Source organism: uncultured Gimesia sp. (assembly GCF_937919775.1).
Taxonomy (GTDB): domain Bacteria; phylum Planctomycetota; class Planctomycetia; order Planctomycetales; family Planctomycetaceae; genus Gimesia.
The window spans coordinates 1-18,960 of record NZ_CALFPF010000017.1 but is presented as its reverse complement, the minus strand read 5'-3'; the positions used below and the strand labels follow the sequence as shown (position 1 = coordinate 18,960).

Annotated in this window: 1 protein-coding gene; it reads left to right on the top strand. The window is 55.7% G+C overall.

Going from position 1 to position 18,960, the window contains the following annotated elements; translation table 11 throughout:
- The first annotated feature begins 50 nt into the window (after window positions 1–50).
- Window positions 51–17,867: a lectin-like protein gene (locus tag Q0294_RS00435; RefSeq protein WP_299459494.1), complete on the top strand. Its 17,817-nt coding sequence runs from the start codon at window positions 51–53 to the stop codon at window positions 17,865–17,867.
- Window positions 17,868–18,960: the final 1,093 nt, after the last annotated feature.

Genomic DNA, 18,960 nt, shown 5'->3' with positions numbered 1-18,960 from the left:
CTTTCACAAACAATAGCGATAATCTGCCGGACGTTGCGTTTACGTTATCAGTGGGACTGAACGTCTATGACAACAATTCGACAGCAACGATTAAAACAGGGGCAAAAATTAATCAGGGCCTGGACCTGCAGGCGGCAAGTTCAACGCAAACGGTCACCCTGTCTGCCGACACCACACAACAATTTGTCACTCTTGCCGGCATCATGCATCTAAGAGTGAATTTCAAGGAACTTGGGCGTTTTAAAGCTGAACCCAAAGACGGCAACAATGCCATATCCTTCTTTGGTAACAAATCGGGAAGTTTTGGCTTCGGTGGTTCAACGATGCTGCAGTTTCTCGACAACACGACTGCGGCAGTGGTGGAAGAGGGTGTTTCCATCCACACCGATACGTCAGGCAGCGGTTTGACCGTTGAGGCCAACGAAACGGTTCACTCGACTCAGATTGCTCAGTCGGGTTCCGATTCGGACAAAGGCGCCGTGGCCGCCAGCGCCGTCTATGCCGGACATGAAAGCACGACGGTCGCGCAGGTTGATGCGGGCGCGATCATCGACGGCGGTGCGCTCAACATAACATCATCCAGCGACGTTATTACGGAAGCCGTCACCGGAGGTTTTTCCTGGGGCCCGATTGGGATCGGCATGAGCGGTGGTGTCGTTAACGTCAACCGCCACACAGGTGCGTTTACCGGTCGGCGGAAGTGGTCCGATGAATACGCCGATGAATTACCTTACGGCAGTGCTGCCGGCGTTGACCTACCCGCCGCACTCGGCACGCTAACGGTCGCCGGACTGGCAGTGACCGCTGCAAACAACGGGGTTACAGGCAATTTCTCCATTGTGGGGGCGGGAGCGGTCGGACGAGAATCTTCGAATCCGATCGTCGAAGAATTCAAAGAAGAAGAAGATATCAATGAGCAAATCGATAAGGACCGCAATGCGTTACAGGGCAGCTCGAAGATCGGCGACGGCGACCTGCCGATCGACGACGACAAATCTGCATTCGCCTTCGCTGGTGACGCGGCTGTGAATCTGGTCAGCGACATCGCCGATGCTCAGATCGACGTGGCCGGTTTTTCCGAAGTCACCATAGGTTCCGACGGCGGCGGCGATCTTGAGGTTACGGCGACCGACGACACGCTTCATTGGGCTTTCAGCGGAGCCGGGGCCTATGCTGGTGCATCTGAAGGCACGGCAGTCGCATTCGCGGGTTCCTTTGCCGTCAATAGTCTTGATGTGTATACCGAAGCTCACTTGCGGGACACGTCCACGCCGGAGCGAGATTCATTAGTGCCGGTGAACGTGTCTGGCGACGTATTGGTGACAGCGGAGGCAGCGCAGTCGACTGTTGCGGAAGATGCCTTTGGCGTCTGGGCCATCTCTGGTTCGCTGGGGGTTTCTTCGGCGGACGACAAACACTGGTCGACGGCTGCAGCGCTCAACATGTCGATCAATCTGGTGACGACGGAAACAACCCGGGCATCGATCGGCAACGTGGGACTGACTGCCGCTGCCGGATCGATTACCATCGACGCCCAGAACCACCGCTCCATGAATGCCGATGGCGGAGCCTTCGATGTCTCCTTGAAGAAGGCGAAAGAACTGCGTCCAGAGCCCGGCGCTGCCGGCGCTGCTGGTGGCTCGGTGGCCGTCGGTGGCTCAAATTCCATCAATAAGATCGAAAACCTGACTGTCGATGCGCTGGTGGACAATAACACCGCTATCACCAGTGAATCCCTGACAGTCAACGCTTACGCGAATCCCAATATTCGCGCCGTCACCGTTTCGGGAAGCGTCTCTGCGGCGAACGCGGAAGTGTCAATCAACGGGTCTGAATCCGGATCAGTGAACGAGATCAATCGCAAGGTGATGGCTCGAATCGGTGATGAGGACAGGCAAACTGGACTCCGAGGCAGTGCCGGCACTTTGGCGGTGAGTGGTGATGTGAAAGTCGTTGCTAAGGATGAATCGACAATCCTTGCTGTCAGCGGGGGCATCGCGTTCTCACTTGATACGTCACCCAAAGGCACATTCACGGGACTGGCAGGGTTTGCCTGGAGCCATAACTGGCTGGATGAAGAATGCCAGGTGCTTGCAAAGATCGTCGGTTTCACCGTGGGGTCGGACGTAGCAACACCTGGCACGGTGGATGTTAAGGCCTCCTCCGCACCGTCGATAAAAACCTATGTCATACAGTTGGGTGTGCTGGCCAGCCGGGGAGGTGTCGTTGACGCAAATATTACCGGGGCGATATCGAAGAATCAGATTGACGGCTCGGATTCCGGCAATGTGACGGCCGGCATCCAGAACTCGGTGGTTGATGCCCTTGACTCGGTCAATGTGTGTGCAGATGACGAGTCGGCAATTCATGCGACCATTTGGGCTGCCGGTCTGACCGTTTCGGCTGATCTGTTTGAGCTTCACGTTGGTATTAATTACGGCGAAAACGAATACGGCTCCAAGTTAGCCGCGGAAATCGTCAACTCCACTGTCACCGCAGCGGGTGGGGACGTCAGCGTTCAGGCAGTCTCAAATCCTGACCTCTTTACGGAAGTCGGAAATGCGAACGTCGATATCCAGTTCCTTGATAGCGAAAACAAGTTAAAGGAGACACCGGTTTCGATCTCGGTGAGCGACATCGGCACGTTTGCGACGAACACGGTGAGCAACACTGTCGCTTCCAGTATCGATAACAGTTCGGTGGGGGCCGGCGGAAGCCTTGTCGTCCGTGCCGACGACAAGGCGGCGATCGAGTCCAAAAGTTTCGGAAACCAGGTCGGGTTTTCACTCAGCCTTACGGGAGGCAAAGACCTGTCTCTCGACGTGGGGGCCATCACGCAATTTGCGACCAATGAGGTGTCCACCGATTTGTCCGCCCTGATTACCAACTCGCCTGCGAATCCGATTGGCGGGTCCGCAATCACAGCGGACGGGGCATTGTCTGTTACGGCCACCAAACAACAATCTGTCCAGGCGCACATGGAAACCACCAGCGTGGGCGTTGGCATCTCGACCACGGGGATGGCCATCAATCTGTCGGCGGCCACATCGGTCGTGCACAACAGTGTGGGCATCGACGAGCATTCGCGGACATACGCTTCGATTGACAACACGTTTCTCGAAGCTGCTGCTGTCACAGTGAGCGCCGAGGCAAGGCCATCTTTGTACACCAAGATCTGGGATGTTGACGTTCAGGTCGCCGGTGGAGCAACGGCGGCTGTGGCGGCACTGTACGGAGAATCGAAGGCGGTCAACACACTAAAGGAGGACGTTCAGGCAACCATTAAAAAGGGCTCAAAGGTGACGGCTTCCAGTGGTTCAATCAAAGTGCTGGCGAACCTGCTGCCTACCGACCTGCCGGATCCCGATCCGAACTACAGTCGCTATAGCCCACCACCGCAGACAAACATCTACGCCGACACTCACAGCGTCGGCGTTTCGATGGCAATCGCCGTGCCGGAAGAAGGCGTCCCGATCGCTTTTGCCGGAGCCGTGATTCTCAGTGACACGGTCAGCACATCGCAGAGTAAAGTGATCGCCAAAGTGGAGGACAGTGATCTGGACGCCTACACGGACATCTCAGTTTCCAGCAATGATAATACGACAGTCTACGCTGTCGCTCGTGACACGTCGGTCGCGATCTCTGACGCATTATCCGTTGCAGTCGCCGTTCCGAAGGCAGAACAGACAATTGGAAACACCGTCCAGGCAACTGTGGAATCGACGTCTGATGGTGAATCTGAGATGGACATTATCGCTCAGAACGGAGACATCGATGTCACCGCGACATCCGGCGCTCACGTGAAGACCGAGACCACTGTCTGGAGCGCATCAATCGGGGCCGTCAGTGTCTCTGACAGCAGTTCCACGACAACATCAAAGATCTCAGATGAGGCATCCCTTGAAGCAGCGGTGATTGGTAACGGCGGAGCAAATCGACTGCATCTGCAGGCACCACAGGGGAGTGCCAACGTGCGAAGCCGATTTGATGGACATTCCGAATCCAGCATTCATTCTGGTGCCGTATCGGCATCAATCGGTGGATCCGTTGATACGGTAATTTCCAGTTCCGTCACATCCCCCACCGTTTTTGCTTTCATTGAGGGCGTCACCACGGTCGAAGCGTTCGAGAATGTCGTGGTTCAGGCAGATGCCGAGGGCCACGCGCAGAACGAGTCAAAACAGACCTCGGTGGGAGTGGTTTTCGCCGGTAGTGGCCTGAACCAGAACAGCACTGCCGACCCGGAAGTGTCCGCATGGATTGGTGATCCGCTATCTGCCTATGACAATCAGGCACAGTGGCGTCCATCCTTTGAAACCACAGTTGAGGGCGATGAAGGAATCACACTGCGTGCACAATCCTTTATTGATGCGGCGACCGAATCCCAGATGATCGGCGGTTCTATCGGCATCACGGTCCTTTCTCCCGAAAGCCATGCGACGGTGAGTCCGACCGTCAAAGTGGAAGTCGGGCCAGGCACACATCTCAAGAGTCTGAACGCCATTGAAATAGAAGCTTTTGGCGGGCTGGACCAGTCTCCCAGACCCTCCACGTTTGACGCGTCGCGGATCGACGACGATGAGAACACGATCGAGTATGCGGACCTCCACCGTCTGCAGACTGGAAATGTGGTCAAGTACTTGACGGGAGTCGATGAGAACGAGGTCAATAATGATCTCGTAAGCGGACTCGAGTCTGGCAAGGAATATCAGGTTATCGTTGTTAACGACAAACTCGTGCAGCTGGGCTCACAGATCGAAAGCTCTCAGGCTAGCGTCGACGTCGATACAGATCAGTTACGGTTCAACAGCAGAGTCAACTTTCAACAGCAGTTCACGCCCGTATCCGATCTCACCGGGACAGCCGATACGTGGGAACGGGTCGTCACTCAGGATAACCTAAACTCAAACTGGCAGTCCATTGTTCAGAGCTGGGACAAAGTCATCTATCAGCCTGTCTCCCCGGCCCCTGAAGACGCCATCGAAGGTCTGAAGCCGGATGCTACCAGCTACCGGGTCAATCGCGTTGCCGATGACGCGATCATGCTGTGGGAAGCAGACGTCGACCTGCCGGTGCCGTGGGTGATTACCGACGAGACTGTTCAGGCTGATGGGAGTTTTCAATTCACAGATCATAAATTTGAAGACGGCCAGCATGTGACGTATCGGGCAGCAGACCCGATTTCTTTTTCCTCGGGCCTGGTCAACCAGACAGTCACTCTTTCCACGGATAACGGAGATCCAGACCTCTCTGGTGATCCGGAAAGCGACCCCAGCAATACCATCTATCTTGGCAATGGCGTCAACCGTTTCTACGACGACAACGGTTTCATTGACGACATGATTGTTGAATATCGTGTTGAGGCAGCGCCGAATACCTGGTACTGGACAGAAGGGCCGACCCCGGCGCCTGAATCTGATGATACGACAGAACCAGCCGACGCTTTCCACAGTCTCACGGGGACTCAGTTCTGGGCGGGAGGTTCTTCGAGTCAGGGCGGCAGCGTCGTGGGAAATGCCTATGTCAACTGGGCGGTCGACACACCATCTCTGACCTCAGTCGATAATCATTACGCCACGATCGACAACAGCGGCTTGTGGCGTGACGACGCGGGAACAGCGCTGCAGAGCAATCAGTACGTGATCGAGTATCCGCAGTTTGTGCTCTTCCCCAATGAGGATGGAATGAGTCAGCAGGCGGCCAAGATATTTGCCAAGGGAAAGGGTGGGTGGCTGCCGTCCATTACCAGTCAGGAGGAATGGCAGCAGGCGAAAACGGCGGCCGCGGACAACACAGTCTGGCTGGGCGGATCTGATGATGCCCGGGAAGATACCTGGGTCTGGGACGGTGGTGGCCAGGATCCCGAACATGGCAAGCAGTTCTGGGATGGTGGAAAAAACGGGTCGTCCACATTGAGTCCCGCGCCTCCCTGGCAGGACGGAGAACCCAATGACGGGGGAAGTTTTACGGCCGTAAGGAACCGCGAGACCGGCCTGGAGATGCTGAGCGGCGGATACTGGAATGATGAAGATAAGGATACGCATCACACCGCGATCCTGGTGGAATTTCCGCGGTACAAGATCATCACCACGCTACGTGACGGCAAGACAAGCTTCAATTTTCCGGAAGCGCATGAGGATGCCCAGAATCGAAAAGGATGGATTGCCACAATTGGATCCCAGGACGACAACGATCTGATTACCGGGCTGATGACAGACAACACAGAGCCAGCGTGGATCGGGGCTTCCAATGACCAGATCATAGGGGGACTGGAAGACGGTGGGAGGTACAAGGTCGGACTGGCTGCCAACACCACCAATCACCCGCAGTCCATTCAGCTCTATCCTCTGACTGGAGACACGTCAACAGTCATCGCGATTGACAATTCCGGCCTGGCCTCATCCGTCAATCATACTTTTGTTTCCATCCGTGAATTGCCACTGACACGTCTGGGGTCCGGTCGCACTTACTACGTTAATAAAATTGACGCCGATTCCTTTCATCTGGCAGAGACCGTCGGCGGCAGCAATATCATGGTCAGCGGAAAGGACACCGATCCGGATACAAATGACGTTACCAAGACAGGACAGTTCGGGTTTATCGGGACCATGGGCGTGGACCTGACCGGGGTCGGACAGGGACTGCAGAACCTTGTTTTTGATATCGATGATGCCAATGGGACGCAGACTCTCAAGTACGTCAAAGGGCTGCAGGCAAAACCGGACGGAACCGGAACTGCGTCCAGCTATGTTCATGCGGCAGGTGGCACTCTGATTGCCCAGTCGGTCCGGCCACGTTCCACCAGTACGGCCAGTCCGGATGTTGCAATCGTTTTGTCGTCCGGCAGTCGAGTCCAGGCGGCGCGTGATATCGATATCACGGCTCTATCGGCCGGCAATGCGAACACCAGTACGGAAGCCTACGGGGGGGCTATCGTATCAGGCGCCGGTGCACACGCCACATCGATGGTCGATCACAAGGCGAAAGTCCAGCTTTACGGCAATCTTCACGCCAACGAGCATCTCACTGTGGAGTCCAAAATCAGTGATGCTGTCGAAGCGCACGCCGATACAAAAAGCTATGGGGCGCTCGATGCGAATGCCTTGTCCCATACCAGAATCGCTCAGTCATTCACATCCTTGATCGATGTCGATCAAGGTGCCAGACTGTCTGCCGGTGACTCCATCGAGCTGAATGCCTACACCTTTCTCGATGACCTGATGACGTCGAATACGCACTCAGGAGCACTGTTCGGAACGTCCAAAGCCAATCAGGATGACACCAGCGGTATTCACATCGAATCCAGCGGGGAAAATAAAAACACAACGGAAATCAATATCAGCCGGGCACATCTGCTCGCCGATGAGATCTACCTGAATTCCAGAGTGCTCGGAATTGATACCGCGCCGGACGACACGGATGGCGACGTGGTGGTGGCCTTTGGCGGTGGAATGCAGAACGCCAATCAGGCTACGGCTACCGTGAATGTCAATGAAACCACTTCGGTCAAAATCAATAATAATGCAAAACTCGTCGGCGACAGGGTGGAAATCACTGCCACTCAACAGGACCTCAACCTTCACACTCGATCACACACACGCCGGGGTCGCGCCGCTTCAAAGTCGGAAGCTGAAATTAACTATACCGGGACGTCACAGATCACCAGTTCTGCCGGAGCCACGGTGGTCACGGAAAACCTGGTGGTGCAGGCTGGTCAGCTCATTGATGACGGTGATATCAGCGCAGTCACGGACAGTGACCGGGGCGACTTTGAACCGACCTACGATCCGAATTCCAATCGTGAGATCGACTGGAATGCAACGGTTCTGGGCCGCAGGCAGGCCACGCTTGATGTGGATGCCGACGGTACGATTGTTGCCGCCGAGGGGCTGGTCGTTCAGCCGTATGAGTACGTGGCCAGCAGCGCTGCCTTCCCGAATGGTTTCACCTTTGCCCAGGCGCAGACGCACGCCGAAAGTCTGGGGGGACGTCTGGTCACAATTCGTTCCGCCGCAGAGCAACAGCTGCTTGAGGAATTTATTGCCACGCAGCCTGGAACAGACGATTTCTGGATTGGAGCCAGTGACGAAGGGCACGAAGGGACGTGGAAGTGGCTGGAAGACGAACAACAGGACGTCACCTTCTGGACACAGACCGGTGATGAGCTGTTCTGGACGGGCGGTGCTTCGGGTCACGCCGTGGACAACGGGTACTCGAACTGGGGAACCAGGTATCAGGTCATTGATCAGTCACAGTCCCTGGCAACCGACGGTGGCTTCGGTGGCCATTTGGCACAGTCATTCCAACCCGGCACGAACAACATCACTGGAGCGAGTGTTCGAACGTCCCCTTACAACTCGAACGATGTTCCGGCGGACATCACTATCGGGTTGTATGACCAGCTACCTGGTTTCGGTGGCAACCTGTTGGCAACGGGAACTGCTTTAAACGTCCGGGCGGGAGAATGGGCCGTCGTAGATTTCGGTGGTCAAGTCTCGGTAATTCCAAATACGACGTACTACCTGGATATCCTGTCCTCCGAATTAGCCTTCACTCACTACTACGGAACAGAGGAAGACTCCTATCCACGGGGTGAGATGTTCACGCAGAATGGAACAGTATTCGACCATGATCTTGCATTTCGAACGTTTACTGAAGTGGACATTGCCGGGCCGGCAGGAGACGGGAACGATTACGCGGCACTGCGAATGTCAACCGACGATCGAGGCAATCTGAACTCCGACTGGATTACCGCTCACGCCGACGAACAGCGTTACTACGTACTGAAAACAATCGACGACAACGGCAGCCAGACTCTCGAACTGAGAAAGAATTCTGCCCGTGAATCCGGTACCTGGACATGGCAGGAAGCGCTGGCCGACGCCGCGTCTCACAGTCCGGCAGGGACGATTGCCGACGTCCAGTCGGCCGCGGATGAGGAACGATTACGGGAACTGTTCCATGAGGAGTTCTGTGAGGGACAGAATAATCCCCGGGAAAAATGTCTGCCTGATCACGAATACGTCGGCCTCTGGATCAATGCCAGCGATGAGGTCACCGAAGGCGAATGGACCCGACCGGTGAACGCCTTTGAAAAGTGGAACTCGGGCGAGCCGAACAATTTTGAAGGCAACGAAAACGCCGCTCAGTATCAGGTCTCCAATCACACATGGAACGATCTTGACGGAACACAGGAACTGCCCTTCATTGTCGAATACGATCAGATCACGATTGAGTCTGTATCGTTTGATGATCCCCAGCCGTCTGATTCCATCGCCGGCCAGAGCTACGACTTCAAGATCAGTGCCATCGCAGCATTGGATGTCACGTTCACGACCGATACGGCCACGGTGAAAGGTACGCCATTATTTTATGCCCACGCGCACGTCGATCTGGAGAATCACTCCAGCCGCGATCTGGTGGTGGGCGATGTGGACCTGGTCAGTTTTCCGTATTCCCCGAATGTCAGTGTCATTAGTGCCAACGACAACCTGAATTACACGACAACACTTCCCGCCGGAGAGACCCTGGGAGGGCAGTTTTATGCTCGCAATCTGTGGTCCGATCCGTCCACGGCAACGCCACTGCTGCAGATCAGCGGGACGATCAACAATCCCAGTGGCATCGTTGAACTGAAGAATCTGTCCGGTGACATCACAGGTGGTGGCGGGACGTCACGTGGCGTCATTGAGGGCCATGAGATTTTCATCGATGCCCCTGACGGAGCCGTCGACAGCGGAGATTCCGACGAGACATTCCTGATCCGACTGCACGACGCGCGACTGTTGTCGCCTAATCTGTCGGTGATTGCCGGTGAACAGCTTACGCTGGACGTGCAGGCCGAGCCCGATGAAACAGGGCGTGCCCGCGGCGTCGATCGCCTGGAAGGCAGCGTGGTCGATATCGGCCTGTTGGCCTGGAACGATTATTCCATTCTGCAGGATGCCCCGGTCGGTTACTGGGACCTGAATGAAAAGACCGGAACCGTTGCGCGTGACGCGTCCCATTCGGGCGTCAACGGAACCTACGCCAATGTCACGCTGGGTGTGGACGGGCCCATTAAACAGCAACCGGATACGGCGGTTTCCTTTTCGGGAACAGGCTCTGTCACGATTCCGGATTCTTCCAGTCTGTACGGGAATCAGGCTCAGACGGTCACAGGCTGGTTCAAGGTTGACAGACTGAGTTCCGACTTCCAGCCCGTCTATTTCAAAGGTAACGAGGGAACCGGTACGACCGATTACACTGACAGTGGAACAAATCGTGAAAACACCTTCTGGGTAACTCCCACGGGCCAACTGCACTTCAGTGTCACATTCACTGACAGCTCGGCCCAGGAAGCGTTGACCACCGCTGAGGATCCGGTGGAGGCCGACACCTGGTATCATTTCGCAACCGTTGCGGATCTGGTCCAGGGGAAAATGAGTGTATACCTGAACGGAGAACTTCTTCTGACTCATGACACCGGGACGGATCACAGCATTCAAGATACGCCCGGAGCCTGGTGGCTGGGGCAAAGCCCGTCCGGCTCAGAGCTCTACGGCGCACTGGACGACTTCGCGATCTTTAACACTGTGCTGTCCGAAGATCAAATTGCCCGCCAGTATGACGCGGGAATAGCTGATGGTCCCTATCCAGTCGATACTCACTACGTCATCGACGGATTTGTGGCGGACCTGCAGTTAGACGCACTGCACCGTGAAATCCGGTCCGCGGGTAATCTGACCATCACCGGGCGTGACGCGGATGGAACTCCCTTGGCAGGAGCGGTACCCACGGACAGTCTGCCGACGGTCCAGATTCAGGCACATGTCGAAATCGCAGATCTGACAACCGGCCAGCTCACAGTCACCACCAATGGAGACATTCATCTGTCAGAGGGAGTCGATTACATCCGTGAAAAGATCGACGGGACTTTCAGCTATGCTCAGGCATTTACAGATGCCGGGACGAACGGTCGCTGGCTGACCACAATTTCCGACAGTGACGAACAGAGAATTGTCAGAACAGTTGCTGAAGGTGAAGCCGTCTGGTTTGGTGCGAACGATGTGCGTCTCGAAGGAGACTGGAACTGGGTCGCAGGAGAGGTCCTCACAACACCATTCTATCTGGGTGATTATCGAACGGGAAACCTTCTGACGGAAGGCAGCGAACTCACGGAACACAGCGAAATCCGCGAGGCCCTGGCCGATGTCTACACCAACTGGGCTGTTGATCCTCAGGGATTCCAAACACAACCCGTCAATTCCTACAGCAACGAAAACTTTGCCGTCATGCGCAGTGATGGTTTCTGGGATGATGTTGCCCCGGTCTGGGATGCACCCAGCGTTCAGAGCGAACAGGTCTCCTGGCTGGATGCTGTCCGGCAGTTCGCCCCGGTGGGATTCTGGCGTCTGGGAGAAGCCGCAGGAGAGATCACTGCCGTTGATCTGAACAACACGATCAACGGAACCTATTCGGGTGTCACACTGGGTGTGGCAGGAGCCATTTCCTACGACGGAAATACGGCGGCTGGATTTGGCGACGCGGCGTCGAACAGCCATGTCTCGATTCCTGACAATATCCGGTTGCACGGAGATCAGGCGCAGACCGTCACCGGCTGGTTTCAGGTCGATGATCTCGATGAGACATGGCAGGCGGTGTACTTCAAGGGCGATCCCGGAAATAACCCGACCGATTACATCAACAGTGGACAGAATCGTGAAAACACCTTCTGGGTCAATTCCAGTGGATATTTGTACATGGCCATGTCGTTGAAAGACGGTAGCACGGAGCTGACTCTGGCTACTGAAGCAGGTCTCATCCAGCCAGGTCAGTGGCATCACTTCGCCACAGTGATTGATGCAGAACATGGTGAATTAAAGACTTACCTGGATGGTAAGTCCGTCGCGCAGCTGGAGATTCAGCCCGGAGATTCAATCCGTGACACAGGTGGTGACTGGCTGCTGGGAAACAGTCCTTCCGGCATGTCCAGCCTGCATGGTCTGCTGGATGAATTTGCGATCTACAACACTGTTCTGACCGCTGACCAGATTGAAAGGCAGTATTCTGCCGGAATTTCCAGCGGCGACAGCGAGGTTCTGTTCTGGCAGGGAAATTCAACAGGATCAGCTGTCGATGGTGCCTATACGAACTGGAATACGGGTGAACCCAACAACAATAATGATGGCAACAGCGAAAATCATGTGGAGCTGAAGGTCTACACAGATTCTGCCGGCACTGTCAGTTCCTACTGGAATGATGTCACGGATGATCAGCAGCAGTACTACGTGCTGAAAACCCTTGATGTGGACGGCAACCCGTCTTTCAAGCTCCGACTAAACGAGGCTGACACGGAGGGGCAGAAGTTCACCTGGCAGGAAGCTCTGGTGGATGCGGAAAATCGCGGGGGAGTGGTTGCCAACATCACCAAGCGGCAGGACGAAGAACTTTTTATTCAGCTCGTGAAGGATGCCTTCTCGCTCGCGCAAGGGCATCCGGTTTCTGTCTGGGTCAACGCAACCGACGAACTCATCGAAGGGCAGTGGCGACGACCCGTCCAGGTGCGTGGCAATCCCTATGTACTGGAAACACCACAGGGCCTGGATTTTGTGGACGGGACCTTCACGTTTGCAAATGCCTGGTTTGATGCGTATCAGCGTGGCGGCTGGGTCGCCACAGTCAACTCAGCCGAGGAGCAGGAGTCGATCGCCGCTCTGGCGGATGGCCGGGAAATCTGGCTGGGAGCCTCCGATTCGCGTTCCGAATCCTTCTGGCACTGGCTGGAGCCCGCCTACCGCGATGTCCCGTTCTGGAAGGGCAATGGTACCGGAGCGCCTGTGGAAGACGCATTCACCAACTGGAACAACTATCCGGACGACGGCTATCCGTCCGAGCCCAACAACGATGGAGGCCACGAGCACTTTGGCGAGGTTAGCGCAGACGGAGGCTGGAATGACCTGCCCGTCACTTCGACACGTCCTTACATCGCTACGACACGAGTCATCAGAGGGGCTGGACAAACCAGTACACTGGGACAAACGATGCGGGTTGCCAGCATCACTTCGTCCGCCGGCAATGTGTGGCTTGACGCACCGGGCGATGTTGAGATCGATGGCGTCATCCAGACGGGAGCCGAAAACACGTTCACATGGAATGGGACGGGACAGGTCTTGAATGACACGGCGGATCCCGGTTCCGCGTCAGACTTACAGATTATCAGCGCCTCGCTGCAACTCGCAAGTATTGGTGGACTGGGCAGTGAAGCCGTCCCGCTTCATACTCAGGTGCAGTCCCTTCACGCCGTAGTACCGATTCATTCCATCTACGTTCATAATGAAGGAAATCTGGTTGCAGGGGATCTGGCGGTCAGCAAAGGAGATCTGCAGATCGTCACCGAAGGCGCGCTGGAGATCGACGGTCCGCTGTCCGTGGAAGGTGGCGGCTACGTGAATCTCGTCGCCAACGGCTCCAAAACAGTTCTGGGTATGATCGAAGGGGAATTCACACACGCAGAAGCCGCTGCCAACGCCATCACCCGAGGCGGTCGCCTTGCCGTGATCCTGACTGAAGAAGATCAGCAGGCCGTGGAAGACGCCGCAGCCGGCAGCATGGTCTGGATTGGCGCGACGGATGAGGCTCGGGAAGGCGACTGGCAGTGGTCCATCGACGCGAGCACAAAGGAATCGTTCTACGCAGCACCGGTTCAGTTCTGGAGTGGCGATGCAAATGGCTTATCTGTCAACAATGAGTATCAGAACTGGAACATCGGCGAACCGAATAATTCCAACGACAACGAAAACCACATCGAACTGTATGCCGCGGGAGGATCTGCCTATGGTACATGGAATGATCTGAACGGGGATCAGCTTCGCCATTACGTTTTGGAAACCAACGGAGAACTCAGTTTAAGTACCCTGACGTTCACATTTGATGGGGCGTTGAATGACGCTGCAAATCGGAACGGCCACGTTGCCAGTATCACGTCATCAGAGGATCAGCAGGCGGTTCTCGCCGCCGCACATGGCAACAATGTCTGGATTAATGCCACGGATGAAGGCCATGAAGGCGAGTGGTGGCGTCCGGCCTCGGGCTATCCCGTTAATGGACACTATGAGAACTGGGCCGAGGGACAGCCCGACAATTATCAGGGGCTGGAACACTTTGGAGGTCTGCGTGTTGATGGAACCTGGAATGATTTTACGGCGGAAAACACCCTGCCGTACGTCCTCGAATATGACACCAGTCTGATCATCGGAGCTCCGGTATTTACGCACGGGGGCGATGGCAATATCAGTCTGATCGGAAGTCACGGTGTCCGCATCGAAACAGAAATACAATATATTTCCGGCAGTGATGTTCATATTGGCGGACAGGATAATCAAGTGAACTACGCCCAGGCGAAAACAGACGCCGCACTGCGGAATGGCTGGCTGGCGGTGCTCACCAGCGACCAGGCCATTCAGACCGCTCTCACCGCAATAGACGGCCGTACGGCCCTGGCGGGCGGCACAGATGAGGGACACGAAGGCGACTGGAGATGGGTGGATTCGCCGATGCTGCCCGAGGACGGCGTTACGTTCTGGCTGAATGGCGAGGAACAAAACGGACTGCCGGCCTACTGGAATAACAGTTCCCCCAGCCCCGAACCTAACGGTGGGGTGAATGAGAACATTCTCGAAATCGAAGGCGACGGAAGCTGGAATGATCTGGCTGCGGGTGATCTACGCAATGGATACCTGCTGCAGTTGCCCAGTGTCTACACCGGAGGATACGGACAGATTGTGATTACAGCCGGAACCGCATATGACAATCAGCTGCGCCACGGCAGCAACACCGCCGATATCTGGATGCAGGACGGATCCTCCGTCACCAGTGAACATGGCAACATTGCGCTACTGGCCACACAGGATATCTGGCTGAGTAATGTGGCCACGTCCTGGAAGACAGATGCTGCTTCACGAATAGGAGACGTCCTGATCGTGGCCGATTATGATGGGATTGAAGGCACGTTATTCGACACTGTGGGCGCCATTTATGACAATCTCACCGGCGATGCGCTGAATGTGACGGCTCGTCACGGAGTCTTTTCGGCCGAAGGAGCGTGGCAAAATTCAGGCCATGGTGTGGGGGCCTCAGGTAAACCCCTCCACACACAGATTCATTCCATCGCTGCGATGACGGACAATGGAGATATCGCCATCAGGAACCATGGCGACCTGACTGTGGGAAGTGTCGGCATTCAGCTTCAGGGCGTGATGTCGGACATCGATCCGTTCACTCAAGTCGTTCCGGTTCAGGAACTTTTGCAGTATCAAAGCGATTTTTATAACTCGAAGCCGGACCTGACCATACCGGGCTACTTTCAAGTGGGGGGGCTTGCCATTGTCAAGACGTCCGGGGCGTCGCATGAAACGGCTTCGATTGACGTCAGTGCACAGGGCAGTTTAACCGCCCACGCGGCAGTGCCGATTCTGAATATGACTGCCGGTCACATTACCCTGAAAGCACTTAGCGACTACCCGCTTCATCAACTCTCTGTGACGATACCCGTGTTTGCGAACGGAGGGTTGCAAAATATCCACCTTTCTGGGGGCTCAGAGCACGTTCCCATCGTCGTGCCACTCTCGGTTGATTCGATTGAATGGTACCACCACATTAATGTTGAGAGCACCCTGCTTGAAGGTGGCAATGCCGAAGTCAGCATTTCGCGTGACGAAAATGCCACAACTCTGCCTGATACTGACCTGCGTTATGTCTTTTCCACGGTGCAGTCCGATGTTGCAGCGGCCACCTATGCCGACGGTTCTACGGAGACCAGCTATTCTCTGGAACTTCCAGAAGACGGAGTCCAGGTCGTCTTTCTTCGTGTGCTGTATCCAAACGGTCAGTCCACCGATTATACCAGCGTGTTTACTGTGGCCGACGTTGCTCCGACTGACCTCGCGGTACTCACTCCGGCCGATCCCATTACGCCGGGGACGCTGCAGACTCTGACGGGACAGTTTGATGACCTGGATGTAAACGATCAGCATCACGTCACCATTGACTGGGCAGACGGTACCGATGACGCCGTCATCGACCTGCAGAATTCGGCTCGCAGCTTTACCGGTTCCCACACCTACACCGCCCCGGGACGCTACGTGGCCACCGTCACTGTCACCGACATCGAATCCGGGAAGTCCACCTCGTCCAACACGACTTACTTTGTCAGCGGAGTTGCACTGCAGGAAGGGACGCTGAACATCATCGGGACATGGGAGTATGACCGCATTCGTGTGAACGGTGGCCGAAGCTGGACACATGTCGTTGCGCACATGAATGGACTGCCGCGACAGTCGGAATGGATATCCACGTCCGACATTCAGCAGATCATGTTCCGCCCCTACGACGAAGGGGACAGACTCAGAACCATCGGTCCGGTCTCATTCCCCATCACCCAGGTGACAGTCCCTCTGAGTACGCCATCATGGACAACCGAAGGAAACACAAAGACGACCGATGAATTTCAGCCTGTCAGCTGGAACCCTGTATCGGGAGCGACGGAATACCAGGTCTGGTACACGAATGTGTCAACCGGGGAGAAACCGTTTCTGCTGGCGACGACGACTCAGACCACCTTCACGCCAACTCGGGCTTTGCCGATTGGACAGTACAACATCTGGGTCAGAGCGCAACGGGACAGTCAGAACTCTGCCTGGGGCCCCGGCCTTGCGATGCGGGTCTGGTCCCGCGCCACACTGCACACGCCGGATTTTCAGCAGACCAGCCTGACACCAGCGCTGACGTGGGACGCACTGAGCGGAGCCACCTCATACCGCATCTGGTACGACAATATCACCACAGGCGCTCGGCAGGTCATTGACACCACTGTTACCGGCACCTCCTTCACGCCGTCACAGGATCTCGGTCTTGGTAAGTATCGCGTCTGGGTGGCGGGCATTGCTGCCCGCGGAATGCAGGCTCGGTGGTCTTATCCGATTGATTTCAACGTGGGCCCGCAGACAGTTTCTCCGATCATCCCCGCATTCACGCGACGTCCTGTTTTTGAATGGACGTCAGTGCCGGAAACGGGTTCCTATGAGCTTTACATTCACACCCGGTCAGGCGTGCTGCAGCCAGCGGGCATCAGCGGGACATCCTGGACTCCGGACACGGATCTTCCGAGTGGGGCATTTTACTGGTGGGTCCGGGGCCTGACGGACAGCAATATTGCCGCCCCGTGGAGTGAACGAGCGGCAGGTGATACGGACGGCCGTACCTCACTGATCACACCAACGGGGGCGGGCTATTCGGGTACGCCGCTGTTCCAGTGGCAGTCGGTTCAGAATGCGGCGACCTATATTCTGCACGTGCAGCGACTGTCTGACCGTCAGGTTGTGATTCGCCAGGACTCCCTGACAACAAATACGCACACGCCCGCGACGGCCCTGGTCAGTGGAGCGTATCGAGTGTGGGTGCAGGCCATCAGCCGCACAGGCCAGCCAGGTTTATGGTCGATCCCCGCTGACTTTACGGTGGCCTCAGTCATCGCTCCGGATGCTGCCGTCAGTCCACTGCAGCACATCCTGACCGTACTGCCGACGGGGATCCCGGGTTTACTGGCAGATGACGATGTCCGGACTATGGCGGCAAGTGTGCAGTCGTCTGATGGCCGGTTCACCGAATCCAAAGCCGTCGACTCTGTCAACAAAACCGATACTGATGAGGCCTCCGATACTGAGACCGGACAGACGTTTCAAACTCCGGGCATGAGTTCCGAAGCTGCTGACCGTCCGGTGACTGTGATCACCGAAGAACCTGAGGATTTCACACTCGTCGATCAGCTGATGTCCGGGCTGTCCGAGAGAAAAACGCTGCCGGAAACATTTCTGGATAGCTCGTATTAGTCACGGCCATTAGATTTGGGTTAGCGCATAGCGAATACGCTCCATTGACCAGGTAAGGTCGATGAAGACAACGCACGACTGAAGAACCACGCTCCATCGAGGATCCCTTCCAACCAGAGCGCTGCACTATTCGCCCGCCAAGCGCCCGCAGGGTCAAAAAAGATACCGAACGCGAAGCTCTTTGACAATGAGGTTTTGGAAACACAAATCGATCGCGATTTCAGTCGAGCATCAACTGGGAAATCCGCCTTCAGACCGTGGAAATCGAGTTGCCCCACGGTGAGTGCGTTCCTTCATCGCAAAAGGACAACGATTCGGTGCAGATCATTCCCGGCTTCTTTAGCAGAGCCTCGATCTGTGCATTCTGGAACTCAATGATCTGTTGCTGACGCTGCTTCACCATGCCACAGAGGGCGGCCAGCAGGACGTGCCACGGCTGGAGAATGAAGGATATGGTTGACGCCGAAAATCGTCAGTTTCCGGTGCCGAGAGGTGAAATCAAGCGGCTGAGATGGGACACTCCGACTTGCCGCGAACCACTGATTTACTGGCAGTTGGAGTTCGGCCGAGTTTTTTGACCCTATGGGCACGAAAAGAGATGGCTCGAGACATCCGCTACTACAATTTTGAACGCCGACATTCAGGCATCAAATACTGCCCACCAGCTCAGTTTGAACAGATCATTAAACTCAAAAATAAGAGAATGACCTGTCCCTGAAACTGTCACCACCTCAATTCGTCATGATCCGAGATCATATCTGAGCAATATCCGCCCATGCTTGACGGACCAACGATCCGCCACTCATCGTCCGGAGCAGCCCACCTCCGGCCTGCCAAACTCGCAACGCATTGATAGCAAGCCATTTGCGTCACAGAAAAACTACAGACATTTTCTGATGTCGCAGTCCATTTTGCGCATAGGCTAATATTAGGGCGTTTTGTGGACGGCTCGGGGATCGGGATGTTGAATTGGCAGGTTAACTTCAGACGTGGTGCGTCTTTTTTTCCTTGATGGCATCGAGCTCAAGTTCAAACAACGAGGTTCCGGTCTCCCACCATCGACCGACCTCGGCCAGCATGTTGGATAACGTAA